The organism is Vreelandella lionensis (assembly GCF_002087295.1).
Classification (GTDB): Bacteria; Pseudomonadota; Gammaproteobacteria; order Pseudomonadales; family Halomonadaceae; genus Vreelandella; species Vreelandella lionensis.
Genome location: NZ_MWVI01000019.1, coordinates 72,303 through 97,426, shown reverse-complemented (window position 1 = coordinate 97,426; position 25,124 = coordinate 72,303). Strand labels below are relative to the sequence as shown.

At 58.0% G+C, this 25,124-nt stretch carries 27 protein-coding genes, 1 tRNA gene and 4 pseudogenes; 25 read left to right on the top strand and 7 right to left on the bottom strand.

Annotation, left to right across the window (positions count from 1 at the left end; all coding sequences use genetic code 11):
* Positions 1-50 precede the first annotated feature (50 nt).
* Both B4967_RS18680 and B4967_RS02815 read left to right on the top strand, forming a co-directional pair.
* Positions 51-452 carry a phage portal family protein gene (locus tag B4967_RS18680; protein WP_243470294.1) on the top strand — a complete coding sequence of 134 codons (402 nt, stop codon included), beginning with the start codon at positions 51-53 and terminating at the stop codon, positions 450-452.
* Between the two features lie 129 nt (positions 453-581).
* Complete coding sequence (locus B4967_RS02815; protein WP_207953563.1) at positions 582-1,292, top strand: DNA adenine methylase; 711 nt, start codon at positions 582-584, stop codon at positions 1,290-1,292.
* Positions 1,293-1,722: 430 nt separating this feature from the next.
* Here the strand turns inward: B4967_RS02815 and B4967_RS02810 are convergent, their stop codons facing one another.
* The 3 genes from B4967_RS02810 to ispB all read right to left on the bottom strand — a co-directional run bounded on the left by B4967_RS02810 (position 1,723) and on the right by ispB (position 3,296).
* Positions 1,723-1,989, bottom strand: coding sequence for a hypothetical protein (locus B4967_RS02810; protein WP_083023410.1), 267 nt, complete (start codon positions 1,987-1,989; stop codon positions 1,723-1,725).
* A 114-nt stretch (positions 1,990-2,103) separates the two neighbouring features.
* Positions 2,104-2,180 (bottom strand) — tRNA-Pro (locus tag B4967_RS02805).
* A 111-nt stretch (positions 2,181-2,291) separates the two neighbouring features.
* Positions 2,292-3,296: an octaprenyl diphosphate synthase gene (gene ispB / locus B4967_RS02800; protein ID WP_083023409.1), complete on the bottom strand. Its 1,005-nt coding sequence runs from the start codon at positions 3,294-3,296 to the stop codon at positions 2,292-2,294.
* 295 nt (positions 3,297-3,591) lie between these two features.
* Here ispB and rplU point away from each other — a divergent pair, with 295 nt between their 5' ends.
* The 4 genes and pseudogenes from rplU to proB all read left to right on the top strand — a co-directional run bounded on the left by rplU (position 3,592) and on the right by proB (position 6,754).
* A complete protein-coding gene (gene rplU / locus B4967_RS02795) occupies positions 3,592-3,903 on the top strand; it encodes a 50S ribosomal protein L21 (protein ID WP_083023406.1) in 312 nt (103 codons plus the stop codon).
* 30 nt (positions 3,904-3,933) lie between these two features.
* Positions 3,934-4,191: a 50S ribosomal protein L27 gene (rpmA, locus tag B4967_RS02790; protein WP_083023405.1), complete on the top strand. Its 258-nt coding sequence runs from the start codon at positions 3,934-3,936 to the stop codon at positions 4,189-4,191.
* 171 nt (positions 4,192-4,362) lie between these two features.
* On the top strand, positions 4,363-5,553 hold the full coding sequence (cgtA, locus tag B4967_RS02785) for an Obg family GTPase CgtA (RefSeq protein ID WP_083023403.1): 1,191 nt from the start codon (positions 4,363-4,365) through the stop codon (positions 5,551-5,553).
* Positions 5,554-5,592: 39 nt separating this feature from the next.
* A pseudogene (gene proB, locus B4967_RS02780) lies at positions 5,593-6,754 on the top strand (glutamate 5-kinase).
* An 8-nt stretch (positions 6,755-6,762) separates the two neighbouring features.
* On the opposite strand, the gene B4967_RS20645 reads toward proB, so the two are convergent.
* Both B4967_RS20645 and B4967_RS02775 read right to left on the bottom strand, forming a co-directional pair.
* Complete coding sequence (locus B4967_RS20645) at positions 6,763-6,960, bottom strand: hypothetical protein (protein WP_340638675.1); 198 nt, start codon at positions 6,958-6,960, stop codon at positions 6,763-6,765.
* A 105-nt stretch (positions 6,961-7,065) separates the two neighbouring features.
* A complete protein-coding gene (locus B4967_RS02775) occupies positions 7,066-7,794 on the bottom strand; it encodes a DUF1853 family protein (protein WP_340638674.1) in 729 nt (242 codons plus the stop codon).
* Between the two features lie 116 nt (positions 7,795-7,910).
* Between B4967_RS02775 and B4967_RS20035 the strand changes: the two genes are divergently transcribed.
* Together B4967_RS20035 and B4967_RS20030 are read left to right on the top strand one after the other, a co-directional pair.
* Positions 7,911-8,762, top strand: a complete 852-nt coding sequence (locus B4967_RS20035) for a Glu/Leu/Phe/Val family dehydrogenase (protein ID WP_279384636.1) — start codon at positions 7,911-7,913, stop codon at positions 8,760-8,762.
* The gene (locus B4967_RS20030) at positions 8,759-9,343 is read left to right on the top strand and encodes a Glu/Leu/Phe/Val dehydrogenase (RefSeq protein ID WP_279384639.1); all 585 of its coding nucleotides are present in this window, start codon (positions 8,759-8,761) and stop codon (positions 9,341-9,343) included. Before B4967_RS20035 ends, B4967_RS20030 begins: the two co-directional genes overlap by 4 nt.
* Before the next feature lie 4 nt (positions 9,344-9,347).
* Here the strand turns inward: B4967_RS20030 and B4967_RS20025 are convergent, their stop codons facing one another.
* On the bottom strand, positions 9,348-9,482 hold the full coding sequence (locus B4967_RS20025; RefSeq protein WP_279384635.1) for a hypothetical protein: 135 nt from the start codon (positions 9,480-9,482) through the stop codon (positions 9,348-9,350).
* A gap of 48 nt (positions 9,483-9,530) precedes the next feature.
* Entirely contained in the window at positions 9,531-9,824 is a 294-nt protein-coding gene (locus B4967_RS18675; protein ID WP_243470293.1) for a PepSY domain-containing protein, read from the bottom strand.
* 157 nt (positions 9,825-9,981) lie between these two features.
* Between B4967_RS18675 and B4967_RS02760 the strand changes: the two genes are divergently transcribed.
* The 17 genes and pseudogenes from B4967_RS02760 to B4967_RS02700 all read left to right on the top strand — a co-directional run bounded on the left by B4967_RS02760 (position 9,982) and on the right by B4967_RS02700 (position 25,121).
* A complete protein-coding gene (locus B4967_RS02760; protein WP_422821835.1) occupies positions 9,982-10,347 on the top strand; it encodes a PepSY domain-containing protein in 366 nt (121 codons plus the stop codon).
* A gap of 54 nt (positions 10,348-10,401) precedes the next feature.
* Positions 10,402-11,076, top strand: a complete 675-nt coding sequence (locus B4967_RS02755; protein ID WP_083023401.1) for a winged helix-turn-helix domain-containing protein — start codon at positions 10,402-10,404, stop codon at positions 11,074-11,076.
* On the top strand, positions 11,073-12,437 hold the full coding sequence (locus B4967_RS02750) for a sensor histidine kinase (protein ID WP_083023399.1): 1,365 nt from the start codon (positions 11,073-11,075) through the stop codon (positions 12,435-12,437). Before B4967_RS02755 ends, B4967_RS02750 begins: the two co-directional genes overlap by 4 nt.
* 42 nt (positions 12,438-12,479) lie before the next feature.
* Positions 12,480-14,401, top strand: a pseudogene (locus B4967_RS02745) (metallophosphoesterase family protein).
* A gap of 119 nt (positions 14,402-14,520) precedes the next feature.
* The gene (locus B4967_RS02740) at positions 14,521-16,275 is read left to right on the top strand and encodes a bifunctional diguanylate cyclase/phosphodiesterase (RefSeq protein WP_083023396.1); all 1,755 of its coding nucleotides are present in this window, start codon (positions 14,521-14,523) and stop codon (positions 16,273-16,275) included.
* 102 nt (positions 16,276-16,377) lie between these two features.
* A pseudogene (phnD, locus tag B4967_RS02735) lies at positions 16,378-17,344 on the top strand (phosphate/phosphite/phosphonate ABC transporter substrate-binding protein).
* A 123-nt stretch (positions 17,345-17,467) separates the two neighbouring features.
* A complete protein-coding gene (phnC, locus tag B4967_RS02730) occupies positions 17,468-18,343 on the top strand; it encodes a phosphonate ABC transporter ATP-binding protein (RefSeq protein ID WP_083023394.1) in 876 nt (291 codons plus the stop codon).
* A complete protein-coding gene (phnE, locus tag B4967_RS02725) occupies positions 18,340-19,167 on the top strand; it encodes a phosphonate ABC transporter, permease protein PhnE (protein ID WP_083023393.1) in 828 nt (275 codons plus the stop codon). The genes phnC and phnE overlap by 4 nt, the downstream gene beginning before the upstream one ends.
* Positions 19,168-19,229: 62 nt before the next feature.
* A complete protein-coding gene (locus B4967_RS02720; RefSeq protein WP_243470292.1) occupies positions 19,230-19,916 on the top strand; it encodes a PhnE/PtxC family ABC transporter permease in 687 nt (228 codons plus the stop codon).
* The gene (locus tag B4967_RS18670) at positions 19,886-20,044 is read left to right on the top strand and encodes an ABC transporter permease family protein (protein WP_243470291.1); all 159 of its coding nucleotides are present in this window, start codon (positions 19,886-19,888) and stop codon (positions 20,042-20,044) included. The genes B4967_RS02720 and B4967_RS18670 overlap by 31 nt, the downstream gene beginning before the upstream one ends.
* 25 nt (positions 20,045-20,069) lie before the next feature.
* Positions 20,070-20,699: a histidine phosphatase family protein gene (locus B4967_RS02715; RefSeq protein ID WP_083023391.1), complete on the top strand. Its 630-nt coding sequence runs from the start codon at positions 20,070-20,072 to the stop codon at positions 20,697-20,699.
* Positions 20,700-20,781: 82 nt separating this feature from the next.
* A pseudogene (locus B4967_RS02710) lies at positions 20,782-21,260 on the top strand (C40 family peptidase).
* Between the two features lie 196 nt (positions 21,261-21,456).
* Positions 21,457-21,579 (top strand): hypothetical protein, encoded by a 123-nt coding sequence (locus tag B4967_RS20020; RefSeq protein WP_279384634.1) that lies wholly within the window; start codon positions 21,457-21,459, stop codon positions 21,577-21,579.
* Positions 21,580-21,708: 129 nt separating this feature from the next.
* A complete protein-coding gene (locus B4967_RS18665) occupies positions 21,709-22,938 on the top strand; it encodes a methyl-accepting chemotaxis protein (protein ID WP_243470290.1) in 1,230 nt (409 codons plus the stop codon).
* Complete coding sequence (locus B4967_RS18660; RefSeq protein WP_243470289.1) at positions 22,935-23,393, top strand: methyl-accepting chemotaxis protein; 459 nt, start codon at positions 22,935-22,937, stop codon at positions 23,391-23,393. Before B4967_RS18665 ends, B4967_RS18660 begins: the two co-directional genes overlap by 4 nt.
* Positions 23,394-23,626: 233 nt before the next feature.
* Positions 23,627-24,082: a PAS domain-containing protein gene (locus B4967_RS18655; RefSeq protein WP_243470288.1), complete on the top strand. Its 456-nt coding sequence runs from the start codon at positions 23,627-23,629 to the stop codon at positions 24,080-24,082.
* Entirely contained in the window at positions 24,072-25,121 is a 1,050-nt protein-coding gene (locus B4967_RS02700; RefSeq protein ID WP_279384633.1) for a putative bifunctional diguanylate cyclase/phosphodiesterase, read from the top strand. The genes B4967_RS18655 and B4967_RS02700 overlap by 11 nt, the downstream gene beginning before the upstream one ends.
* Positions 25,122-25,124 lie beyond the last annotated feature (3 nt).

Below are 25,124 nucleotides of genomic sequence, written 5' to 3'. Positions count from 1 at the left end.
ACGCGTTCCGGCGCAAGTATTACCTGAATGGCTCCCACGCGGGCTTTGTGATGTACGTCTCAGATCCTGCCCACGATATGACTGACATCGATGCCATGCGTACAGCATTGAAAGAGTCGAAGGGCGTGGGCAACTTCCGCAACCTTTTCCTTTATAGCCCCAATGGCAAGAAAGACGGCATCCAGATCATCCCGATCTCTGAGGTGGCCGCTAAGGACGACTTCGCGGCGATCAAAAATATCACTCGCGATGATCAGCTAGCTGGCCACCGTATTCCCCCGCAGCTGATGGGTATCATCCCCAACAACACCGGTGGATTTGGTGATGTGGAGAAAGCCGCCAAGGTGTTCGTCACCAACGAGCTGGAACCGGTGCAGGCGGTGTTCAGTGAGATCAATGATGTGCTGGGGGAGGAGGTGATTCGGTTTAAGGAGTATTCACTAGACCCATAAATAAAAAAGCGCCTGGCATGACCAGGCGCACATCGCTCGTTTCATCCTTGAAAACAAAGGGAGCATCCGGCCCCGCTGACGACAAAAAGACTATACCTTAAAACTGTATATATGAACAGGTATTCAAGGATGATGAATAAACCGATTTTGCCCTGGATGGGCGGCAAACGACGCTTGGCCAAACAGATCCTACCGCTGTTTAAACCGCATACTGCCTACGTGGAACCGTTCTGCGGTGGGGCAGCGCTATTCTTTATGAAAGCGCCTAGCAAAGTGGAAGTGATCAACGATGCACATGGGGAGCTGGTTAATCTCTACCGCATTGTGAAGCACCACCCTGATGAGCTGGTGAAACAGTTCCGCTGGGGGCTGATTAGCCGAGAAGAGTACCTGACTCAAAAAGAGATCGACCCACGCCACCTAACCGATATCCAGCGGGCAGCGCGGTTCTTCTATCTGCAAAAGCTGGCCTTTGGCGGCAAAGTCAGCGGCCAGACGTTTGGAACCTCTGCCGTTTCACCTCCACGTATGAACCTGCTGCGCATTGAGGAGGATCTCAGCGATGCACACCTTCGGTTATCCAGGGCAGTGATTGAACATCTGGATTGGGCAGAGTGCATCCGACGGTATGATCGGGAAGGCACGCTGTTCTATCTCGACCCACCTTACTGGGGTACCGCCGGTTATGGCTGTGACTTCCCGCTGGAAGAGTACTACCGGATGGGCGGGCTGGCTCGAGCAGGGCAGGGGCAGTTTGTGATTAGTGTCAACGAACGCCAGAGATGCGTGATGCATATAAAGGCCTCACGATCCGCACCACGAAAATCCGTTACACGGTAGGGCAGCAAGCAACAGACCCACGCGGCGAGTTGATCATCACCAACCGATAGGCTCGCAATCATTACCAAGAAGCCGCCCCAGTGAGGGCGGCTTCTTTGTATGTGCACACACGCGACAAGCTTTTTTAAATGAGTCGTATTAGCCTTTTAATTAGCTCTATTGTTCGCTGTAAGCTGTGCCGTTATAGCTAGTCCCGTCCTCATTCCAATTGATAGCGGGCCTTGTGCAGGCTGTGCGGCCCGCCTGTCAGCATCCAGCGGCGACCCACGCCGCGCCGTCGACTCCCCGCCCCGCCTGCGCGCTAAATGTAGTGATTTTTATGCACTCTGGCGGCAGTGGTTCAAGCCCCGCCAGTGCTGGGCGGAAGGGCGGTTCTAGGGGTTAATTTTTTTATGCGTTTTCATGCGAATTTATGCAGCTTTTGTGGTGGTCAGTGAGAAGGCTTGAGGTAGTGGGCTGAAAGCATTTCTAGGATAGGTTTTCGGTGGGCTTCCCAGGTTCGATCATCAACCATATGTGCTATGGAGTGAGGCATTTCAGCGTAGGTAATCCATAGCTCTTCAGTATCTGCTGCTAATAAGCCGATCTTGGCGCGCTGGCTTCGCGAGCGTATTTCAAACCAAGCGCACTGGTCGCCGTTCGAGTCTTGGCGTAGGCGGTAGGTGAAGCGGGTTAGCTTTAGCGATGACATTGTCATTAGCTACCTCCCCTTGAGTGTTTTTATTTTGCTACCTATTTGCTACCTAGAACCAATCCAACAAAAAACGGCCACTTGCTATGTTAGCTAAGTGGCCGTTTTTACTAGATTCTTTGGTCGGAATAGCAGGATTCGAACCTACGACCTCTGCCTCCCGAAGGCAGCGCTCTACCAAGCTGAGCTATATTCCGAAAGTTGCTGAAGCGTGCTCAACAACGGGACGAATCATACGCAGGCGAAGGGCTTTTTTCAAGCCTCTTTTTTCACGCCCTTTCTTTGTGCAACGTGAAGAACGCTGGCGGTTAGGCTTGGCGGTCCACGGCTAAGCGGGCAAGTTGAGCCATGCTGTCGCGATAAGGGCTGGGGGGCAGGGCATCCAGTTCGGCTAGCGCTTTATCCGCCATCTCTTCTGCCCGTGCGCGGGTGTACGCCAGCGCCCCGGTGTCGTGAATAATCGCCAGTACGTCGTCTAGCTGTTCAAGACCGCCTTTGCGAATCACCTGACGAATCAGCTTGGCTTGCTCAGGGGTGCCGCGCTCCATGGCGTGAATGAGCGGTAGCGTGGGCTTGCCTTCGGCCAAGTCGTCGCCAACGTTTTTGCCCATTGCCTCGGCGTCGCCTTGATAGTCCAGCAAGTCGTCAATCAGTTGGAAAGCCAGGCCCAGGTAGCGGCCGTAATGCTGCAGGGCGCGCTCCTGTTCTGGCGTGGCTTTGGCGAGCACTGCACCGCTATGAGAGGCCGCTTCAAACAGCATCGCGGTTTTGCCTAGGATGGTCTCGAAGTAATCCGCCTCGGAAATGCTGGGGTTGCCAATGTTGGTCAACTGCAGCACTTCACCTTCTGCGATCACGCAGGTGGCTCCGGATAGGATCGCCATGATGCGCATGGAGCCTACATCCACCATCATTTGGAACGAGCGGGAGTAGAGGAAATCACCCACCAGCACGGAAGGCGCATTGCCCCAGGCGTCGTTGGCGGTTTTTTTGCCCCGGCGCATGTGCGACTCATCCACCACGTCGTCGTGCAACAGGGTGGAGGTATGCATAAACTCGATCAGCGTGGCGAGAGTAATATGCTTGTCGCCCTCATAGCCCAGCGAGCGGGCCGCCAGCAGCACCAGTAGCGGCCGCAGGCGTTTACCGCCGCTTTCAATAATGTACTGGCCGATGGTTTCCACCAGCGGCACTTTAGAGTTGAGCTGAGCAACAATGGTGCGGTTGACGGCTTCAAAGTCATCGGCCACCACGGCGTGCAGCGGTGAAGGCGAAGGGCTGGCAGGCGAGGTTGGGGAGACGTTGGCTGTCATGGGTTCCGTTCATCGCGGCGGGTGAGAAAGTGGGGGTCATGCTATGGGGCTGCCTGTAAGGCGTCAAGGCATAGCCGCGCTAAGCAGGCCCAGGCAGGCGTTTGGAAGATTGACAAGCCCCGGTGGCCTTGTGGTATGAAGCGATAGTCGTTATAATCCGCGACCCACTCATCATGCCCCCTGTCAGATGGCTGCCAAAAGAGGCGCCACTCGCAGCAGGTCGATAAGAGCGGAAGGCGATGAGCGTTGGTTACGCGGGGCGTAACCGGCATTAACGACAAGTCCGGAGAGCGACATGTACGCAGTTATTAAAAGCGGTGGTAAACAGTACCGCGTTCAAGAAGGTCAAACCCTCAAGCTCGAGAAAATCGAAGTCGCTACCGGCGAAACGATTGAGTTTGATGAAGTGCTGCTGGTTGCAGACGGCGATGACGTAAACATTGGCGCACCTTTCATTAGCGGTGCCAAAGTTTCCGCTGAAATCGTTTCCCACGGCCGTGGCGATAAAGTGACGATCATCAAAGTCCGTCGCCGGAAGCACCACATGAAGCGTCAGGGCCACCGTCAGTGGTTCACTGAAGTCAAAATTACCGGAACTTCTGCGTAAGCAGCCAATTCCCTTTAGGAGGATTTTGCAATGGCACATAAAAAGGCAGCCGGCTCCACGCGTAACGGTCGCGATTCCGAATCCAAACGCCTTGGTGTGAAACTCTTCGATGGCCAAGCGGCAACCGCAGGTAACATCATCGTTCGTCAGCGTGGCACTCGTTTCCACGCAGGCACTGGCGTTGGCCTGGGTCGTGATCACACGCTGTTCGCTCTGAACGACGGCTTCGTGAAGTTCGAGACCAAAGGTCCGAACAACCGTAAATTCGTCAGCATCGTTTCTGCCTAAGCAACCTCGATTGCTTTGTGTAAGTGGGTTGGTTATGACTTACGCAGTGCGAAGATGAGGACAAAAAAGCCCCGCCATGGCGGGGCTTTTTTGTCTTTTCGATCCCTTTTGCCCGCATGAGGCGGGTGGGGATAGTGCAGTGAGGGGGGGGGAAGCGGCCGGGAGAATCCAATGCAGTTCGTCGATGAAGCCTCGATTATTGTTGAGGCAGGTAAAGGCGGCAATGGCTGTCTGAGCTTTCGCCGCGAGAAATATGTGCCCAAGGGTGGCCCCGATGGTGGCGATGGTGGCCACGGTGGCAGCGTTTATCTGATTGGTGATGATTCGCTCAACACCTTGATTGATTTCAAATTTCAGCGTTTCTACAAAGCTGAAAATGGGCAGGGCGGCATGGGCCGCCAGATGAGCGGTAAAGCCGGGGAAGACCTGCACGTAAAAGTGCCGGTAGGCACCACGGTGATTGATGAAGACACCCTTGAGGTGATTGCCGAAGTGACCGAAATTGGTCAGGTCGTGCTGGTAGCAGAAGGCGGCCGCCGCGGGTTGGGGAATATTCACTTTAAATCCTCCACCAACCGTGCGCCTCGGCGCACCACGCCGGGCACCGAAGGCGACCGTCGTAACCTGCGCCTGGAAATGAAAGTGATGGCGGACGTGGGCCTGCTGGGTATGCCCAACGCCGGTAAGTCGACGCTGATTCGTTCGGTGTCGGCGGCTAAGGCCAAAGTGGCCAAATACCCGTTCACTACGCTGGTGCCGAACCTGGGCGTGGTAAAGCTCGGTATGCATGAGCACTTCGTGATGGCCGACGTGCCGGGGCTAATTGAAGGTGCCTCTGATGGCGCGGGCCTGGGGCTGCGCTTTTTGAAGCACCTGACCCGCACGCGGCTGCTGTTCCACGTGGTCGATGTGGCGCCGTTTGATGAGTCCGACCCGGTGGAAGCGGCGCAGGCGATCATTCACGAGCTTGGTCAGTTCTCTCCGGCGCTCTCCGAGCGGCCCCGCTGGCTGGTGCTGAATAAGTTCGACCTGCTGCCAGAAGAGGAGCGCGAGGCGCGCGCCCAGGCGATCATTGATGCGCTGAACTGGGATGGTCCCGTCTTCCGCATTTCGGCGATCAGCAGTGAAGGCACCGATAAGCTGGTGCAAGCCGCTTACCGCTGGCTCACCGAGCAGCAGCGCTTGGAAAACGAGGACGAAGAGGCCCATGCCCGCGAGCAGGAAATGCGCCGTCGCATGGAGGAGGAGTCGGTGGCCCGTACCGAGGCCCGCCTTGGCCGTCGTCGTAAGCGCGATGATGAAGAAGACGATGACGATTTCGACGACGATGATTACGATGTCGAAGTGGAGTACGCCCCGTAAGCCAGCGGCGTACTAGCTAGGATAAATCGCGTGAGCGCGATGGCGTGGGAGAGTCGCGACGTGGAAAGCAACGAGCAGTTGCCGGGCCGTGAGGCGCTGAGTAGCGCCCGCCGGGTGGTGGTCAAAATTGGCAGCGCGCTGCTCACCAATGAGGGTCGTGGGCTGGACGAAGCGGCCATTGGCGGCTGGGTGGATCAAATTGCCGCCCTGCATCAGCAGGGTAAAGAGGTGGTGCTGGTTTCCTCCGGTGCGGTGGCAGCTGGCATGGTACGCCTGGGCTGGCAGGCGCGTCCGAGCGCCGTGCACGAGCTTCAGGCGGCCGCCGCGGTGGGGCAAAATGGCCTGACCCAGTGCTACGAGCAGCTCTTTGCGCGCCACGGCATGCTCACCGCGCAGATTTTGCTCACCCACGACGATCTCTCCAACCGCAAGCGCTACCTGAACGCGCTCTCGGCATTGCGCACGCTGGTCGAGATGCGCGTAGTGCCGGTCATCAACGAAAACGATACCGTCGTCACCGACGAGATCCGCTTTGGCGATAACGACACTCTCGGCGCGCTGGTGGCGAATCTGCTGGAAGCCGATGCGCTGCTGCTGCTTCCCGACCAAGAAGGCCTGTTCGATGCCGACCCCCGCCATAACCCTGACGCCACGCTGATTGCTGAGGGGCGTGCTGACGACCCACGCTTGGCCGCCGTGGCAGGCAGCGGCGGGGCGTTGGGCCGGGGGGGGATGAGCACCCAAAGTGCGCGCTGCCCCGCTCGCGGCGCGTTCCGGCGCGGTAACCGTGATTGCCAGCGGCCGCCAGCCGCAGGTAATTACTCGGGTAATGAATGGTGAAGCGCTCGGCAAGCTGCTGCGTCCTGAACAAGCCCCTATGGCAGCGCGCAAGCGCTGGCTAGCGGGTCAGCTTCAGGTGCGCGGTACGCTGGTGCTGGATGCGGGCGCGGTCAACGTGCTGCGTGGTAAAGGCTCTAGCCTGCTGGCCGTTGGCGTGCGTGACGTGCAGGGCAGTTTTAAGCGCGGCGACATGGTGCTGTGTGTGGATGAGCAGGGCACTCGCGTGGCCAAGGGCTTGGTCAACTACGGGGCCGACGAAGCTCGCCAGCTGGAGGGCCAGCCAAGCCACCAAATTGAAGCCATCCTTGGTTACGTGGAAGCCCACGAACTGATCCACCGCGACAACTTGGTAGTGGTTTAAACGGCGGGTTAGCCACGCCGCTTAGGCGGTAGCGGTACCTGGCGCGGCCAATCATTGGGTACCACCATCAGCCGCGTTAGCGGTCTCTCCTGGCCACTATTTTCCTGGCAACTCTTTTCCCAGTAGTTCTCTTCCCAGCAGTTCTCTCCTCCCTTCGGGTCGTACAGCATCACTTGCTGCGGCCCGTAGCGGTTGACCTGTGCCATCACGGCCTCCATCCGCTCATTGGCGTTGCCAAACGCGTCGAGCGATGGCGGCGCTAACCAGTGGGGCTTTGCTAGCCACGCGACCTGTAGCGCCGTGCTGTAGCGTTAGGCCACGCTGGGCCAGGCGTGTTGATGGCACCCCCACCCCCGCCGATGCTCGGCCGTTGCCCCGACAGGTGGTGGCAAATTGGCCTGCCATGGATAAAACAGTACGCCGGGCATGGCAAGCTGCTGGGTCAGCAGGTTGCTTAGCGTGGTCGCTTCGCCCGTATCTCTGGGCGTTAACCAGTGAGCAATATTCGCCTGCGCCGCTCGAGTACGGGAGAGCGGTAGCTGATGATGGAGCAGATGACTGCACTTCAAGGCCAAACTGTCCAAGCCGCCAGGGCCAATCCAGCGGCTTTGGCTAGTGGCCTCTTCTGGCCCCTCGGTTAGGCCAAGATAGAACTTAATCGCCACTTCTAAATGAATGGGGGAGGGGAGGTCCCGCGTGCGGTAGAGCATGTCCAGCTCTCCCAAAGTGTTGCGGCACTGGGTGATGCGTAGGTTGTTGGCCAGTAGGCGAGTATTAGGGGCGTTATCCAGTAACAGCTGCCACAGCCGTTCATGGTAGTGGCCCATGCGCGTGGCCAGCTTGCCATCCAGGGCCTGCACCCTGGGTAGCAGGGTGTCGAGCCACTTATGCTGCTCCTCTGCCAAGCCCAGCGCGGAACGTGTGGGGCGGCCTGGGTAATCGCCAAGGGTCACCAAATCTGGTGTGACGATGAGCCACGCCATATCGCGCAGCACCGCGTGGTGAATTCCATCGCTGACACCTTCGGCGGAGGTTGTCACAAGTCTCTCCTATCAATCGGCTCGATATACGACTGAGTTAGCCGCCTGCTGCTACGCTAAACACATTACCTCGCGATGCCAATAAAATCCCCAAGATACACATAAAGGAGTGTTGCATGGGCAGTGCCAAGTCGAAAAAGCAAAAGTCTAAAGCGAAGAAATCCTCGGCGAAAATGTCCGCCACCAATGCGCCGCAGCAGCTAACCCCCGAAACGGGCGCCGCTCTGTTCGAAGATGCCCGCTCGAGGCTTGAAGCGGTCTTCAGCGCGCTGGCGATTCATCCCGATGCCCAGGCCCGGTTGATGCAGCCCAGTCTCTCGCTGCAAGTGAGTGTGCCGGTGCGGATGGACGACGGCAGTTTGGAGGCGTTTCCCGCGTGGCGTGTGCAGTACGACACCAGCCTAGGCCCGGCCAAGGGGGGCGTGCGCTTTCACCCCGATGTGAATCAGCATGAAGTGACCACCTTGAGCTTTTGGATGGCGGTGAAGTGTGCCGTGGTAGGTTTGCCCTATGGCGGCGGCAAAGGGGGCGTGCAGGTGGATGCCAAGGCGGTTTCTTCGTTAGAGCGTGAGCGCTTGGCGCGGGGCTATATTCGTGCGATTGCCGACATCATGGGCCCTGACCGAGATATTCCTGCCCCCGACGTCAACACCGATGCCACTGTGATGGGCTGGATGATTGATGAGTACGAACATATTCTGCGCGCCCAGGCACCGGCGGCTATTACCGGTAAGCCGCTGTCGCTTGGCGGCTCACCGGGGCGTGTAGAAGCGACCGGAAGTGGGGCGCTGACCGTCTTGGATTTTTGGGCAGAGCGTGAAGAGCGCAAGCCGGAAGAGACCACGCTGGCGGTGCAGGGGTTCGGCAATGCGGCCTACCAGTTCGCTCGCTTGGCAAGCCAGCGCGGCTATCGAGTAGTGGCGGTCTCGGATTCCCCGCGGAGCCACTTTTTGACGCCGGTGGCATAGATGTAGACGCTGCTAAAAAAGATAAAACCCAACAGGGCAAGCTTGCCAAAAGTCAGCAAGGCAAAGCGCTATCCGGCGATGACTTGCTCGCGTTAGAGGTCGATGTGCTGGTTCTGGCCGCGCTGGAAAATCAGCTGCACAGCGACAACGTGGGCGATGTGAAGGCAGGCGCAGTGCTCGAAATTGCCAACGGACCGCTCACCAGCGATGCGGATGCGGCGTTGGAAAAACGCGGCGTGCCCGTGCTGCCTGACGTGTTGCCGAATACCGGTGGCGTTATCGCGAGTTACTCTGAGTGGCTGCAAAACCGCTCAGGCGAGAAATGGCAAGAAGGGGAAGTCAATCAGGGCTTGAAGCGTCGGCTCAGCGATGAGGCCAACCGGGTGCTGGTCAGGGCGGAAGAGGAGCGAGTCACCGATCGCCAAGCAGCCTATCGGCAAGGCATCGAGCGAATTGCAGAGGCGATCAGGGCCCGGGCGCAACTGCCAAGCCTGTCGCTAATCAGCGAAGCGACACAACGCAAACGGCGGGCCCGAAGGCCCGCCGTAGGGGGGGTACCAATAGATGCGAGGGTCGCTTAAACGATTAGTCGCGATCCATCTGGGTAACTTCAAAAGAACCCTGGCGCAGGCTCAGTTCCAGCTCGCGACCGTTTTGCTCGCGGCCTTCAACATCGATGATGCCGCTTTTATCGATATCGATGCTTTCAAATTCCGTCATACCTTCCTGGCTGGCAGCATCAAGCGCTTGGCGGATGTCCTCTTACGCTCAAGCCCAGGCACCGGTAATCAGGCGCTTGCGCTCTTCTTGCAGGCTTTCGCCGTTATCGATGGAGAAATCCACATCGGCGTACCACTCATCGTCTATCCAGCCTTCCACTTCGACACGGCCACGGTCATCAACATTGATCTCTTCGATGTGGCTGAACCCGTAGTCGGCGGCGTATGTTAGAATGTCATCGATCCGGTCCATCGGCTGAGTGTCTGCTTGGGCGCTACCTGCAGCAGCGGCAAGCAGAAGAGCAGAGGTTGGGATCAGCAGCATTTTTTTCATAGCGTTCATATCAAATTCCTTCTTTGCTTAGTGAATGCATTGCCGGATGCTGCCTAACGAAGGTCAGTTAGCGAATGCGACAGGGTATTTATATCACCGGGGTTCTTTCCTTAACCTGACAAAGCCGTTCATCTAGCGTTCATGTTGCCTTTGGCATCCTACTGTTATGAAAATGACGTCTCTTCTCTCTATTAAGCAGCGCTCCTGGCAACGGCTCCCCTATAAGGGCGGGCTGGTATTGGCGCTGGTCCTCGTATTGATGGGTAGCGCGACCGGCGACCAGCACTGGGAAGCTCTGCACAGCGAGGTACGGCGCGGTGATGTGGTGCCGTTGGAGACTATTCTTGACTTGCTCGACGCCCACTACATCGGCGACGTGCTGGAGGTCGAAATCGAGCGCGACGATGGGCTGGTTGAGTATGAAATCAAGCTGCTAGGTCCCCAAGGGCAGGTCGTAGAGTTCGAGTTTGATGGCCAAAGCGGACAGCTCATGCAAATCGAAGGCGTGCGTATTCGCGATATGCAGCGTTAACACAGTTACCTGCGGTGTCTCGTCTTTATTAGGTGTATTCATAAGGGTTTTTTGATGAAGTGTTTACTGGTAGAGGATGACCAGGCGCTTGCCCGTGAGCTGAGTCAAGCGTTGCAAGATGGCGACTGGATCGTCGAGCGGGCAGAGAACGGCCAGGAAGCGGACTTTTTTGTGCGCACAGAAGCGTACGATACGGTCATTTTGGATATTGGCCTGCCCGATGGCGATGGCACTCGCTGGCTCTCTTCCGGGCGGGAGGATGGCATTGATCTGCCGGTACTGATCTTAACGGCCCGTGAACGTTGGGCTGATAAAGCCGCTGGTTTTACCGCGGGTGCCGATGACTACGTGACCAAGCCGTTTGACCCCGCCGAGGGGGTGTTTCGCCTGCGGGCGTTGGTACGCCGCACCCATGGCCATGCGCACCCGGTGCTTAAAGTGGGCGAGCTTAGCCTGGATACTCATACCCAGCATGTCACCTTGGTGGGGCGTCCCGTGAGCTTAACTGCTCAGGAAACCCGCCTATTAAGCTACTTAATGCATGCCGCGCCGCGAGTGGTCAGCCGCAGCGAGCTGTCTGAGCACGTGTACGACCGCGATCACGAGCCCGACTCTAACGTCATTGATGTTCAGGTCAGCCGGTTGCGTCGCAACCTAGGCGCGTGGCGCATTGCCACACTGCGCGGTCAGGGGTATCGCCTGTTAGCTGATGAACCGAGCGATTCATGAACGCTAATGTGGTCTCTTGGAGTCAGCGCTGGGCCAACCGCTCTATCAATCTACGCCTGCTGTTGGCGGTGCTGCTCATGGTGCTGCTGGCGCTGCCGGTTGCTGGTTGGCTATTGGCCCACCATTACCGCACCGCTGCAGTCAATGCGTTTGATGAACGGCTGGAAGCGACGCTCAATGTGGTGATTGCTGGGGTCACCTACGACCCGCTGAACCAGCAGCTGAACTATGAGCGCGCCCTGGGCGACTCGCGTTTTGACCATGTCTATTCCGGCTGGTATTGGCAAATCACCGATGAGGCGAACCGCTCGGTCGCATCGCGCTCGTTATGGGATCAGCGTTTGCCGGTGCTGGAGAGCGAGCGGGTGACCGCCCGCAGGCTCCCGGGCCCGCGTGGTCAGCAGCTGCGCGTCGTTGAACGTGATATTTATTTAGCGCCGTTAGAAGCACCGCTGCACGTGAGCGTGGCCGCGCGGGACGATGATTTACGCGAAAATATTCAGGAATTTCAGCAGATGCTGTGGCTGGGGCTGTTAGGCCTGGGCGCGCTGTTGCTAGGCGTGCTGGCGCTACAAGTGCGTTGGGGGCTCGCGCCGCTGCGGCGCATGAACGACAACTTACGTGATGTAGAGCAGGGGCGAGCAGAGCAGTTGGATACTCGTTTGCCCGACGAGCTGGCCACACTGGCTACATCCATGAACGCCGTGCTGGCTCGCGACCAGCGGCTCATCGAACGGGGTCGTCACACGGCAGGCAACTTGGCCCATGCCCTAAAAACGCCGATTAGCGTGATGCGGCTGTTGGCCAAGCAGCTACCAGGCGAGAGTCGCGATACCTGGGAGGCCGAGCTGTCGCGTATCGACAGGGCCGTGCGCCACCACTTGGCGCGGGCATCCGCTGCGGGCGAAGGGCTACGCTTTGCTCCGGTGGCTCTCCAAGGCACACTGGCCCCGCTCATCACCGGGCTTGCCCGGCTAGCGCAGCGCCGCCATATTACCCTGCGCCAAACCGTGGATAGCGGCGTGCGGGTGCATATGGACGGTCAGGACCTGCAGGAGATGGTGGGTAATCTACTGGACAACGCCCGGCGCTGGGCCAACAGCGATGTGCATATCCGCCTGCAGGCACAGGGGAACACGCTGCGGTTGGTGGTGGGCGCTGACGGCCCCGGTATGAACCCGCAGGAGTGCCAGGCAGCGGTCCAGCGCGGCAAGCGGCTGGATGAACAGCGTTCAGGCAGTGGCTTGGGGTTAGCCATCGTCACCGACCTTGTCACACTTTATCATGGCCAGATGCGCCTACAGCGCGCCGAGTCTGGCGGTTTAGAGGTAGTCATTGAACTGCCTGGGGTCGCTACTTAACGAGCTTAAGAGCGATGCAACACACAGCACAGAGGGTGTGAAATGACACAAATCGCCACGACGTTACCCGACGTACTGGTTGGGCCTTTGCTGCGTCGGCTATCGCCGTCGCGGCTGATTTTATGGCTGGTAGCGACCCGTCCGCCGACCATGCAGCTCGTGCTGAACCCCGAGCAAGAGGAGCAGCAAACCCACGCGTTAGATAACGCCCACCAGTGCGTGGCGATTGGTTCGGCATGCTTATATTCACTGTATCGACCTTTCGCTGCCCACCGCGCTGCCCACCGACCCCCCCATTGCCTACGACCTGCCGGTACAAAGCACTGACGGCGCGTGGCAGCCCCGCCGGAGTGGGCGCCGTGGCTATGCCACGATGACTATGACTACCCAGGGTTTGTGTTGGCCTCTCGCCACCACCGTCTGATGCACGGCTCCTGTCGTAAACCCCATCACGATAGCGCCGATGGCTTAGTGCGGGCCGATAACTGGATAGCCGAGCGCCAAGAGTCACCCGCCGAGTGGCCCGCGTGGCTGCTCATGACCGGCGACCAAGTGTATGTGGATGACGTGGCAGGCCCCATGCTGCGGGCGGTTCATGCGCTGATTGCCCGCCTGGGGCTAGTGGATGAACTGCTTGAGGGCGCTACCGTCGATGACAGCCAAGCGCTGTATAACGCCCCGGAAAGCTACTACCACCGGGAAGCGCTGCTGCCGGATGTCACCAGCAACGCGGCGCTGCGTGAGCGCTTTTTTGGCGGCGTAAAAAAGCCGGTATTCACCTCGGCGAACGCCCAGAACCACCTGATGACGCTGGCCGAGATGCTCGCCATGTACTACCTGGTGTGGTCGCCCGCGCCGTGGCAGGTGATTGCCTATACGCCCCGGCGTTAGACGAAAAAGAGGCCGAGGCTTACCGGGAAGAGCAGGCGATCATCGAAGCGTTCGTAGAGGGTCTGCCTCAGTGCGCGCGGCTGATGGCCCACGTGCCCAGCCTGCTGATTTTTGATGACCACGACGTGACCGACGACTGGAACTTGACCGCCGACTGGGAGCGCTGTGCCTACGGCCACCCGTTCTCAAAGCGTATTATCGGCAACGCGCTGGTGGCGTACCTGCTCTGCCAAGGGTGGGGGAACGCGCCCGATAAACTTAATCCGTTGCTACACCAGGCGATCACCCTGTTTGACGATGTTGGCCCGCTGAACCTTGGCGCCCAGGATGCCTTGATTGAGCGGCTGCTGCGCTTTCAGGGCTGGGAGTTCCAGGTACCAGCACGCCCGCACTCATCGTGCTGGACACCCGTACGCGCCGCTGGCGCAGCGAGCGCAGCCCCAACCGCCCGTCAGGCTTGATGGATTGGGAGGCGCTGATGGAGATGCAGCAGGCGCTGCTGGGCACTAAAAGCGCGGTGATCGTCTCGCCTGCGCCCATGTTTGGCGTCAAGCTGATCGAAAGTATCCAAAAACTCTTCACCCTGGCGGGCAAACCGCTGGTGGTGGATGCCGAGAACTGGATGGCGCACCGCGGTGCGGCCAACGTGCTGCTGCATATCTGGCGGCACTCCAAAACCCCCGGTAACTACGTGATCCTCTCCGGTGATGTTCACTACTCCTTTGCCTACGATATCGTCGTACGCCGCCAGAAGCGGGCTCCAAAGCTATGGCAAATCACTTCGAGTGGGGTGAAAAATACTTTTCCCAAGCAGTTGCTGAATACCTTCGACCGTTTGAACCGTTGGCTCTACGCGCCGTTATCGCCGCTGAACTGGTTCACCAAGCGGCGCAAGCTTAGCATCTACCCCCGCGACCCAGACCAAGCCAGCGCCGGAGAGCGGCTATGGAACGCCAGCGGCATTGGGCTGGTAAGCCTGGATGAGCAGGGCAACCCGACGGATATTCGCCAGCTCGATGCCCAGCGGTGGCGATGTGGTCTTTCCACCGCCCGAGGTGCCAATCGACCCGTAAAGTGATTGTGTTTGTCATGCAAATGTCATGGAAATGACGCACGCTTGCTGCCCTAGAACCTTCCTCATGGAGCGTTACGAAACATAGGGATAGTGGACGTTTGATAGGGCAGCAGGCATATGACCGCACAAGAAGCGCAGTGGCTAAATCAAATTATTGCGGCAGAAGAGCTGCATGTGCTTTTCCAACCGATTGTGGACGCCAATCAGCAGGCCATTTATGGCTATGAAGCGCTGATCCGCGGGCCAAAAACGTCCCCGCTTCACTCCCCTCTGCGGCTAGTTGATGTGGCGACCCAGGCTGGCCTGCTGGTTGAACTGGACTTGTTGTGTCGGCGGCTCGCCATTCGCCGCTTTGCCGAGCTTGAGCTGCCGGGGCTGTTGTTTCTCAACGTGATGCCGTTAACCATCGTGGAGCGTGACTTCCGCGAGGGGCTGACGCTGAGCTTTATTCAAGAGAGCGGCCTGCCCCCTGAGCGCGTGGTCATTGAGTTGACCGAGCACGTGCCGATTCACGACTACGAACTGATGCGTCAAGCGGTGGACCACTACCGCGATATGGGCTTTCAGGTGGCGCTGGATGATTTAGGGGCCGGGCACTCCAGCCTGCGCCACTGGTCAGAGCTGCGGCCCGACTTCGTCAAGTTAGATCGCCACTTTATCTCTGGTATTGATCAAGAGCCTGCCAAGCGCGAGTTTCTGCGCTCCATTTTGGATGTGGCGCGTAGTCTGGATTGCCAGCTCATTGCGGAAGGGGTCGAGACGGCTGCCGAGCATCTCTGCCTATGGGAGCTAGACCGCGGGTTGGCACTGCTGCAGGGGTTTTACTTTGCCCGGCCAAGCCTTCAGCCGCCCATGCAGCTCAATACGCTATTACCCGCGACGACCCAGCTAAAAAGCCCGGCAGGGCGCACTGCGCACTCTATTTTGCGCCCCATTGAGAGTGTATCCGCGACTTACTCGGTGCCAATGCTTGCCGAACGCTTTCGCGAAGACCCGCGTCTGCGCTGCGTGGCGGTGATCGAAGGGGGCGTTCCCGTGGCGGTGGTGCGCCGCAATACATTTCTGACCCTGTTCACCAATCAGTACAGCCACGCGCTGTACGCCAAACGCTGCGTACTGGAGATCGCCGATCCTAAAATGATCGTGGCGGAGGCGGATCTCTCCCTGGAGGCGCTGAGTCAGCAGCTCACCGACAGCCGCGATATCGAGCAGGAAGATTTCGTCATCGTCGATGGCGATGGTCAGTACCTAGGGATGGGTAATATCGTCGACCTGCTGCGAGAAATTACCGCGATTCAAGTGCGCCAAGCGCGCCATGCCAATCCGCTCACCGGGCTGCCCGGCAATATTCTGATCAACGAAACCTTGTCTTCGTATTTATCCCAAGGCAGCGGCTTTGCGGCGGCCTACGTGGATTTGGATAATTTCAAGGCGTTTAACGACGCTTACGGCTATGCCCGCGGCGACCACGTGATCATCTCACTGTCCCGATTGCTGCAGGCTCAGGTGGAGAGTGCCGGCGGCTTTATCGGCCATATCGGCGGCGACGATTTCATGATGCTGCTACCGCTGGGGCATTGGGAAAGCGTGTGCAGGCAGATTCTGCACTCCTTTGAAGTCATGGCCCCTGGCTTTTATGAGGAGGGCGACCGTCTGCAGGGGGGGATTTCCATCGAAAGCCGCCAGGGCGGCGTGACGTTCTTCCCCTTCGTCAGCGTCTCGATTGCCGTCAAGCCGATTACTGATCCCGCCCCCTGCAAGGCGTTGGATATTGCTGCGCAGCTCTCGGAGCTGAAGCATCAGGCCAAGAAAATCGCGGGCAATAGCCTGTTCGTGGAGCGGCGCGGCTGCTGCGTGGGCGGCGGCTGCTAAGTCGTCACGGATTCGTCACCTAGGCGTCATGAGAGTGTCCCGAGGCTGTCACATCGGCTCGCCACTATGGCGTTAACACTTCTTAACTCGCTTAGGTGATGCATGCATACTCTCTCTTTCTCTCGTACGCTGTTGAGCGCCGCCGTAGCTGGCACGTTTGCACTGGCAGCGGTCACTGCCTCTGCTGATCTCTCTTCGCGCTACGTGGATAACGACGGCGACATGATCGCCGATGTGCCCAGCGATGAGTCACAGTGGGTTGACCCGGATACGCTGGTATTCGCTTACACGCCGGTAGAAGACCCGGCCGTGTATGCCGACGTTTGGGCGGGTTTCCTGGATCACCTGAGCGACGCTACCGGTAAAAACGTCGAGTTCTTCCCGGAGCAGTCTAACGCTGCCCAAACAGGAAGCGCTGCGCGCCGGTCGTCTTCACGTGGCGGGCTTCAACACGGGCGGTGTGCCGGTGGCGGTCAACTGCGGTGTCTTCCGCCCCTTCGCCATGATGGCTGCTGAAGACGGTAGCTTCGGCTACGAGATGGAAATTATCACCTACCCCGATAGCGGCATTGAGTCGGTGGCAGACCTAGCCGGTCGTCAGCTGGCCTTCACCTCCGAAACGTCCAACTCCGGTTTCCGCGCGCCTTCCGCGCTGCTGCGCTCTGAGTACGGCCTGGAAGCGGGCGAAGATCTCGAGACAGCCTTCTCTGGCTCTCACGACAACTCCATCCTGGGTGTGGTGAACAAAGATTACGAAGCGGCCGCCATTGCCAACTCTGTCGCCAAGCGCATGCTGTCACGCGATGTGGTGAGCGAAGGCGATTACAACGTCATCTACACCTCGGAAACCTTTCCCACCACGGCCTATGGCCTGGCGAACAATCTGAATCCTGAGCTTGCCGAGCAGATTCAGGACGCGTTCTTCAGCTACGACTGGGAAGGCAGCGCGCTGGAAGCCGAGTTTGCCAACTCCGGTGAAGCTCAGTTCATTCCGATCACCTACCAAGAGAACTGGTCAGTGATCCGTACCATCGCCGATGCTAACGGTGTGACGTACGGCTGCGACTAACCCATCGGTTGGTCCATGATTTTCTCGGCCAGGAGGGCGACCTCCTGGCCGAGCCGCTATGTAGCCATTAGAGAAGTGCTTGTGAACGCAAGCACGGACGCATAAGAGACTGAGGCACCCTCCATGTTGACACTCACCGGCGTTGGCAAACGTTACCCTACCGGCGACGGCGCGCTGACCGATATCCAGCTCTCGCTGCCGAAAGGGCAGGTTATGGCCCTCATTGGTCCGTCTGGTGCGGGAAAGAGCACGTTGATTCGCTGCGTTAACCGTTTGGTAGAACCCACTCAAGGCAGCATTCGCCTGGAAGACGTGGAGCTGACAAAACTCTCTGGCAGCCGCCTGCGCCATGCCCGCCGCTCCATGGGGATGATTTTCCAAGAGTACGCCCTGGTGGACCGCCTGAGCGTGATGGAGAACGTGCTCTCTGGCCAGCTGGGCTATGTAGGTTTCTGGCGCAGCTTTTTACGCCGCTACCCGCAGGAAGCCGTGGCAGAAGCGTTTCGCTTGCTTGAGCGTGTAGGCCTGCCCCACGCGATTGATAACCGCGCCGATGCGCTCTCTGGTGGTCAGCGCCAGCGGGTGGGCATTGCCCGAGCGCTGCTGCAAAGCCCCAAACTGCTGCTGGTGGATGAACCCACCGCGAGCCTGGACCCTAAAACCTCTCGCCAAATCATGCGCTTGATTCGCGAGCTGTGCGCCGAGCGCGAGCTGGCCGCCATCATTAGCATTCACGATGTGGCGTTGGCCCAGCAGTTTGCTGATCGCATCGTCGGGCTGCGTGCCGGGGAGATCGTTTTCGACGGTAAGCCCAGCGATCTGACCAGCGAGATGCTGACCACCATTTACGGCGAAGAGGATTGGGACACCACCCCTGGGCCTGCCGATGACGACGATGAGGAGAGCAGCGGCGCTACGGCTCACGTTGCGTCGCCGCAGGAAGCCACAGCACCACATGCGCCGCGCCAGAACCGCTTAGCGAGTGGAGGCGCGCAATGAGCACGACGGACGCTCAAGTCCGCCAGCAGGCCGCCCGCCAAGGCCAGTGGCGGCGACTGCCGCTGGTAGAGAGCCGCCGCCTGCGTTGGGCGCCAGCGCTGGGTGGCGTGGTGTACCTGATGCTGGCGCTGGCATCGGTGGAAGTGAACGGGGCGCGGGTGGCGGAAGGTGCCGGGCGTGCGCTGAACTTTCTCGGCGCGTTTTTGCAGCCGGACTTCGTCAGCCGTCAAAACGATATTCTGGCGGGGTTGATGGAAAGCCTGACCATGACGCTGACATCGAGGGTGATCGGCGTTCTGCTGGCCATCCCGGTGGGGCTAGGGGCTGCGCGCAATATCGCCCCCTTGCCCATCTACGCGGTATGTCGGGCCATCATCGCCGTCTCGCGTACCTTTCAAGAGGTGATCATTGCCATTCTGTTCGTGGTGATGTTCGGCTTTGGCCCCTTTGCGGGCATGCTCACGCTGGCCTTTGCCACCATCGGCTTTATGGCCAAGCTGCTGGCAGAAGATATCGAAGACCTCGACTGGAAACAGGTGGAAGCCGTGCGCGCCACCGGGGCGAGCTGGTGGCAAACCATGAACCACGCCGTGCAGCCTCAGGTGATGCCGCGATTGATCGGGCTCTCCATGTACCGGCTGGATATCAATTTCCGCGAGTCGTCGGTGATCGGCATTGTCGGGGCGGGGGGGGATTGCGCGACGCTCCACACCTCGCTCAGCCGCTACGAGTACGGCCCCTCGGCCGCCATTCTGCTGATCATCATCGCCATTGTGCTGATGAGTGAGTACGCCTCCAGCCATGTGCGTCGCTGGACGCAGTAGCGCGCCGTCGCACGCTTGTTGCCAACCCTTTACGTAAAGCCTGAAGGCAAAAGGAATCCTCCATGCCGGTGTCAACTTCCTCAAACGGTGTGCCACAGTGGCAGCGGCGCACCACCCGCGCCCAGTGGCTGCAGTACCTCGCTTGGCTGGCGGGCGTTAGCCTGTTCTTACTCTGCTGGAAAGTGATCTCTGACAACACAATGTGGGTGTTTGTGGAAGACGCTGGCCGCCAGGGTAGCGACCTGATTAGCCGTATGATGCCGCCCCGCTGGGAGTACGCCAGCGAGCTTTGGAAACCCATGTGGGACACGCTCAATATCGCCACCTTGGCTACCGCGCTGGGCATTATGATGGCGTTTCCGGTGGCGTTTTTAGCCGCGCGTAACACCACGCCGCATCCGCCCGTACGCAGCTTAGCGCTGACCATCATCGTCTCGTCGCGTTCGATCAACTCGCTGATTTGGGCCATGCTGCTGGTGACCATTCTTGGCCCCGGCGTGCTGGCGGGTATTATCGCCATCGCGCTGCGCTCGATTGGCTTTGTGGGCAAGCTGCTTTACGAGGCCATCGAGGAGATTCACCCCACGCCGGTGGAAGCCATCAGCGCCACGGGGGCCAGCCGCCTGCAGGTCATGAGCTATGGCGTGCTGCCGCAATCATGCCCGTCTTGGCGGGGATCAGCGTGTACCGCTGGGATATCAATATTCGCGAATCGACGGTGCTGGGGCTGGTGGGCGCAGGCGGCATAGGGCTGCAGCTGAACGCCTCGATCAACAGCCTAGCGTGGAATCAGGTCAGCGTTATCTTCGCGTTGATTTTCGCCACGGTACTGGTGTCGGAATGGGTCTCGGCTCGCGTTCGTCACGCCATTATTTAACCTGTCCGTGAAGGGGATAACCGCTATGCGCTTTGCCAATGCCGAGATCACAACGATTGACCTGATGCGCCACGGTGAACCGCAGGGTGGGCGAATGCTACGGGGCAGTACCGACCATCCGCTTAGTGATTCGGGCTGGCAGCAGGTGACCGACGCAGTGATGCGCCATACGGTGGATGGACGGCCACCCTATGATGCCATCGTTAGCTCGCCGCTGGCCCGCTGCCGTGAGTTCGCGCTTTGGTTAGGGGAGGAGTTCGACCTGCCGGTGCAGGTGGACGACGACCTAGCCGAGCTGCACCTGGGCGAGTGGGAGGGGAAAACCTATGCGCAGGTATACGCGCAGGAAGGCACTGAGCAAATGAGCGCCTTCTGGTACGACCCCGCCCGCGCCGCACCGCCCCGTGGTGAAACCCTCGCCGAGCTGGATGCCCGCGTTAGCGAAGTGTGGCGGCGGCTGCTGGCGAATCCTCCCGGTCATCATGTGCTGGTGGTGGCCCATCTGTTCGTATGCAATGCGCTGCTGCGCCAAGTGCTGGAACAGCCGCTCAGTAATGGCTTAGTGATGGATTTACCCTATGCGGCGATGAGCCGCCTGCGCCACGAGCGCCATGCGCTAGGCGAGAGCACGTTTATCGAGTGGATAGGCCGTTAACGGCGAGTGATGGAGTAGCGGGTGAACGGCGCTTTAGGCCATGATAAGAGGCACTATGCCTAGGTTGTCTTGGAGCTTTTTCATGCCGTTAACCCGCCTCTCTCCGCTGTTGACGCTCTTCGCTCTGCTGCTATTAGCAGGAGTGCCAGTAAAGAGGTCGCCATGACCCCCGCGCCCAGCCCGCAAGCAGGCATCTCGATGGAGCGCGCGTTAATTCTCTCCCATGCGCAGCAGGCGATTGGTACTCCCTACCGCTTTGGCGGCAACTCTCCTGATGGCCTGGACTGCTCAGGCTTAGTTGAAATGACCTACCGTGCGGCGGGTATCCGCGTGCCACGCACCGCCGATGGTCAGTTCCGTGCGCTTCCCCAAGTAGACGCCCCGCGCCCTGGAGATCTGCTGTTTTTTGGCGACGGCAACAAAGCCACGCACGTTGGCATCTACGGCGGTAACCGCCAGATGATTCACGCCCCAGGCAGTGGCCGAGCGGTGGTTAGCGTACCGCTGGATGTTGCCTATTGGCAGCAGCGCTTTTTAGGGGCGGCAGGTCCAGCCCCTTAAGTGAGCTGCCAGGGTGATACAGGTCAAGGTATATTTTTCTTATCGCTATACACTCGGACTGTTTTGTCAGCTAATCGCATTTAATTGCCCGGCAAAATGCGGCAAACTTGGTAAATAAAGAGTCTATATAGGCCAATAAAAAAACGAGTACGCCGCTTACCTCCCTGAACGATGTAAATTGAGGCTAAGCAACGCGATGAAAGAGATTCTCCACCGCTTACCGATGCGGTTTAAGTTTGCCCTAGTATTGGTGCTGCCTTTGATAGCGCTGGGATGGTTTGCTGCCCAGTGGTGCCATTGCCCGGCAGGCAGTGGTTAACGAGCTGTCACGTATGCAAGCACTAACTGCACTGGCTCAACAGGCAGGGGGCTGGGTACATCAAGTGCAGCGGGAGCGCGGCATGACGGCTGGCTTTTTAGGCAGCCAGGGGAAGGTGTTCGGAGATCGGTGCGCCAGCAGCGTTCAGATATGGATGCTGCTGCGGAAGCTTTTTTCCAACAGCGTGATCAACTTGATGCAACGCTGCTGACCTCCACGATCAGCTCGCAGTTGGCTGCGGTTGAGCAACAATGGCAGCAAAACCAGTCGCTGCGTGACCAGGTAGACCTGCTTAGTGTGGCAACACCGGAAGCGCTAGGCCACTATACAGGGCTTAATAGCTTGCTGATGGTACTCGTTGGCGAGCTTGCCCACCTAACGGGAGAGGGCGCGATTACCCGTCAACTGGCAGCCTATTATAATTTGTTAGAGGCAAAAGATTTGGCAGGTATTGAGCGTGCGCTTCTTTCAAATGTATTTGCTGCCGATGCGATGCCTGAAGCGACCCTGCAGCGTCTCTTGTCATTAATAGGTGAGGAACGTGCATTTCTAGAAACTTTTCGTGTCTTATCTGGTGCTGCTAACCGTGAGGCACTGGAGACAGCTTTGAGTGGCCCGGAGGTTGAGCGCGTGCTGGAGCGGCGCGCACTAGCGATTCAGCAAACGGCAGGCTTCGGGGTAAACCCAGAAGAGTGGTTCGATTGGCAAACAGTGAAAATTGGCCGCTTAAAGGCGCTTGAGGATAGTGTTTCTGCAACTATCGTAAGCGCTACTGATGAGCTTAAGCGCCAAGCACAGCGAGATCTATGGTGGTACTTAGCGATTGCTGTAGTGGCTACTGTGATTGCCATTGGCATGGCAATACTCATTGTTCGCACCATGACGCGACCGCTTCAGCGAGCGTTGGTAAGCATTGCGGAACGCGGCGATGACTTGACGCAGCGCCTGCCGGTGCCCGGTAGTGATGAGCTTTCTAGGCTTTATCAAGCGGTAAACGATGCGTCAGCGCAAACAGAACAGTTGATTGCTGAAATGAAGCGCAATGCACAGTCGGTAGCGCTTGCCAGCAATGAAATTGCTCAGGGTAACCAAGATCTTGCTCAGCGCACTGAGGAGCAGTCAGCGTCACTCGTGCAGACAGCTTCCAGTATGGAGCAGATGACCGCCACCGTGCGGCAAAATGCGGATAACGCGCATCAAGCTCAGCGTATGACTGGTGGCGTTGCTAACCAGGCACAAGAAGCTACTGAGGTGGCGATGCAGGCCCGGCAGGCAATGCAGCACATTCATCAGGCGAATGAGCAAGTGACAACCATCGTAACGGCCATCGATAATATTGCCTTTCAAACTAACCTGTGAACGCATCGGTAGAAGCGGCGCGTGCGGGCGAGCATGGGCGAGGGTTTGAAGTAGGAGCTGATGAGGTACGTAAGTTGGCAAGCCGCAGTGCCGAAGAGGCTAGTCAGATCCGCCACTTGGTCAACAATAACGTAGCGCGTATTAACGAAGGTGAAGCGTTAGTTGCCACGACAAGTGACACACTGGAAAAAATTGCTGCGCGTGTGCAGCAGGTGGCGGCACTGGTAGATGAGATTGCGACAGCTAGCCATGAACAGTCAGCGGGAGTTGAGCAGATTAGCCATGCGATGGCACAGCTTGAAGATGTTACCCAGCAGAATGCTTCTTTGGTTGAGCAAGTCGCCACGGCAAGCCGCTCGCTAGATGACCAGGCTGAAGAAATGACCACGCTGGTTAGCCGTTTCCGCGTTGCAGAAATATCGCCACGCCATAGTCAGCAGCTTGCCTACAGTTAATGGCGCTAAGTAAAACGCGAAAAAGGGAACCCTGTGTTCCCTTTTTGTGGGGGAGAGGGGCGTTGGCTTATGTCTGCTGAGGCTAAAGTAGCACGTTGATTTAACGCTATTTAATCTAAAACATATGTAGCAAGACGGTGTTAATATAATCGAAAGTCATTAAATTTAACCAGTTTATACGAGGAGAGCAGAGACGTATGCGCCCGCCCTTGAACGACTCGAAGGAGCAGTCTTTGCCTCACCCCGCTGCCCAAGCAGCATCTTTGCCGTTTAGCGCCGCCACAATGTCAGTGACCGATTCTAGTACGCTTTTAGCGCCTGCTGAATCGGCATTTCGTTACGCTAATGAGGCCATCATCATTACCGATGCTGATAATCTTGTGGTGGATGCTAATCCAGCCTTCTGCGAATTAACGGGGTTGTCGCTGAGTGAAATTCGAGGCCGGTCGCCGGAAGCATTCAGCATTTTGCCATTCGACGATAGCCGCACCACGCGTTTGATGCGCGAGGAGCTTCAACTGCGTGACCGCAGTAAAAGCCAGATTAGTTATCGTAGCCACGACGGACAGTTTTACCCCGGTATGATGTCGATAAACCGGGTTCGTAATGAGCAGGGCCGAATTGATCATCATGTGATTTTGCTGGCAGATCTTTCTGCTTCCTTCCCACGCCCGCCACTTGAATCGTGAAGTCTATTTTGATGCATTAACAGGGTTGCCAAACCTGCAGCTGCTGACCCAGCTCATTCAAGAGTCCATCCAGCACGCAGAAAGTCGACAACTGCCGCTGGCGATTTGTTCTCTGGATATTGATCACTTTCACGCCATTAATGCCCGTCTTGGCCCTCAGGTAGGTGATGCTTTGTTATCGGCATTTGCACAACGCATCAGCCATCTACTGTTTGGTGATGATGTACTTGCTCGTATCGGCGGTGATGAGTTTGTGCTGTTGCTTCACCATGGTGTTGAGGAATCGTTTTTTGAAAAGCTGTTGGCCTCCATTCGCCAACCGCTAATCGTTGAAGGCCAGGCAATTTACCTGACTGCCAGTTTAGGCGTTACTTCCTACCCAAGCGATCATGCTCAAGGCGATGTGCTTTTGCGCCATGCCAACCAAGCTATGTATCGCGCCAAGCAGCGCGGCCGGGATACCTTCCACCTTTTTGATCCTACCCATGACCTTCTGCTTCAGGTACGCCATGAGCAGCGTCAGCGCTTTATGGATGCACTAAAGCATGGCGAACTACGACTTTTCTATCAGCCGCAGGTAGATATGCGCAGCGGCCAGGTTGTGGGTGTTGAGGCATTAATTCGCTGGCAACATCCCGAACGTGGGCTGTTATCTCCTGGGCAGTTTTTGTCAACTATAGATGCCACCCCGCTGGAAGTGGATCTAGGCGAGTGGGTGTTAGAGCATGCGCTACAACAGCTGACTCAGTGGAAAAATGACGGTATTGAAATACCGATTAACGTCAATATCAGCCCTACGCACCTTTTGGTGAGCAACTTTAGCCAACGCTTAGCAGAGCTGCTTGCCCGCTACCCCACGGTGTCGCCTTCTCTGTTAAAGCTGGAAGTATTGGAAAGTGCGGCAATGCATGATGTGAAAGCTGCGCTAAAAAATATGGCTAGTTGCCAAGCGCTAGGGGTCAGTTTTGCCATTGATGATTTTGGTACTGGGTTTTCGTCGTTAACTCATTTACGCCAACTGCCTGTTAAATCTAATTAAAAT

Coding starts and splice junctions, on each gene's coding strand:
- B4967_RS02755 (WP_083023401.1), top strand. CDS start 10,402: ATGAAGTGTTTACTGGTAGAGGATGACCAGGCGCTTGCCCGTGAGCTG.
- B4967_RS02810 (WP_083023410.1), bottom strand. CDS start 1,989: ATGACAATGTCATCGCTAAAGCTAACCCGCTTCACCTACCGCCTACGC.
- B4967_RS18675 (WP_243470293.1), bottom strand. CDS start 9,824: ATGAACGCTATGAAAAAAATGCTGCTGATCCCAACCTCTGCTCTTCTG.
- B4967_RS02715 (WP_083023391.1), top strand. CDS start 20,070: ATGCGCTTTGCCAATGCCGAGATCACAACGATTGACCTGATGCGCCAC.
- B4967_RS20025 (WP_279384635.1), bottom strand. CDS start 9,482: ATGACGGAATTTGAAAGCATCGATATCGATAAAAGCGGCATCATCGAT.
- B4967_RS20020 (WP_279384634.1), top strand. CDS start 21,457: ATGAAAGAGATTCTCCACCGCTTACCGATGCGGTTTAAGTTTGCCCTA.
- B4967_RS02760 (WP_422821835.1), top strand. CDS start 9,982: ATGAAAATGACGTCTCTTCTCTCTATTAAGCAGCGCTCCTGGCAACGG.
- B4967_RS20645 (WP_340638675.1), bottom strand. CDS start 6,960: ATGGCACAGGTCAACCGCTACGGGCCGCAGCAAGTGATGCTGTACGAC.
- B4967_RS02720 (WP_243470292.1), top strand. CDS start 19,230: ATGCCGGTGTCAACTTCCTCAAACGGTGTGCCACAGTGGCAGCGGCGC.
- B4967_RS02815 (WP_207953563.1), top strand. CDS start 582: ATGATGAATAAACCGATTTTGCCCTGGATGGGCGGCAAACGACGCTTG.
- B4967_RS02740 (WP_083023396.1), top strand. CDS start 14,521: ATGACCGCACAAGAAGCGCAGTGGCTAAATCAAATTATTGCGGCAGAA.
- phnC (WP_083023394.1), top strand. CDS start 17,468: ATGTTGACACTCACCGGCGTTGGCAAACGTTACCCTACCGGCGACGGC.
- rplU (WP_083023406.1), top strand. CDS start 3,592: ATGTACGCAGTTATTAAAAGCGGTGGTAAACAGTACCGCGTTCAAGAA.
- rpmA (WP_083023405.1), top strand. CDS start 3,934: ATGGCACATAAAAAGGCAGCCGGCTCCACGCGTAACGGTCGCGATTCC.
- B4967_RS18680 (WP_243470294.1), top strand. CDS start 51: ATGTACGTCTCAGATCCTGCCCACGATATGACTGACATCGATGCCATG.
- ispB (WP_083023409.1), bottom strand. CDS start 3,296: ATGACAGCCAACGTCTCCCCAACCTCGCCTGCCAGCCCTTCGCCTTCA.
- B4967_RS02750 (WP_083023399.1), top strand. CDS start 11,073: ATGAACGCTAATGTGGTCTCTTGGAGTCAGCGCTGGGCCAACCGCTCT.
- cgtA (WP_083023403.1), top strand. CDS start 4,363: ATGCAGTTCGTCGATGAAGCCTCGATTATTGTTGAGGCAGGTAAAGGC.
- phnE (WP_083023393.1), top strand. CDS start 18,340: ATGAGCACGACGGACGCTCAAGTCCGCCAGCAGGCCGCCCGCCAAGGC.
- B4967_RS20035 (WP_279384636.1), top strand. CDS start 7,911: ATGGGCAGTGCCAAGTCGAAAAAGCAAAAGTCTAAAGCGAAGAAATCC.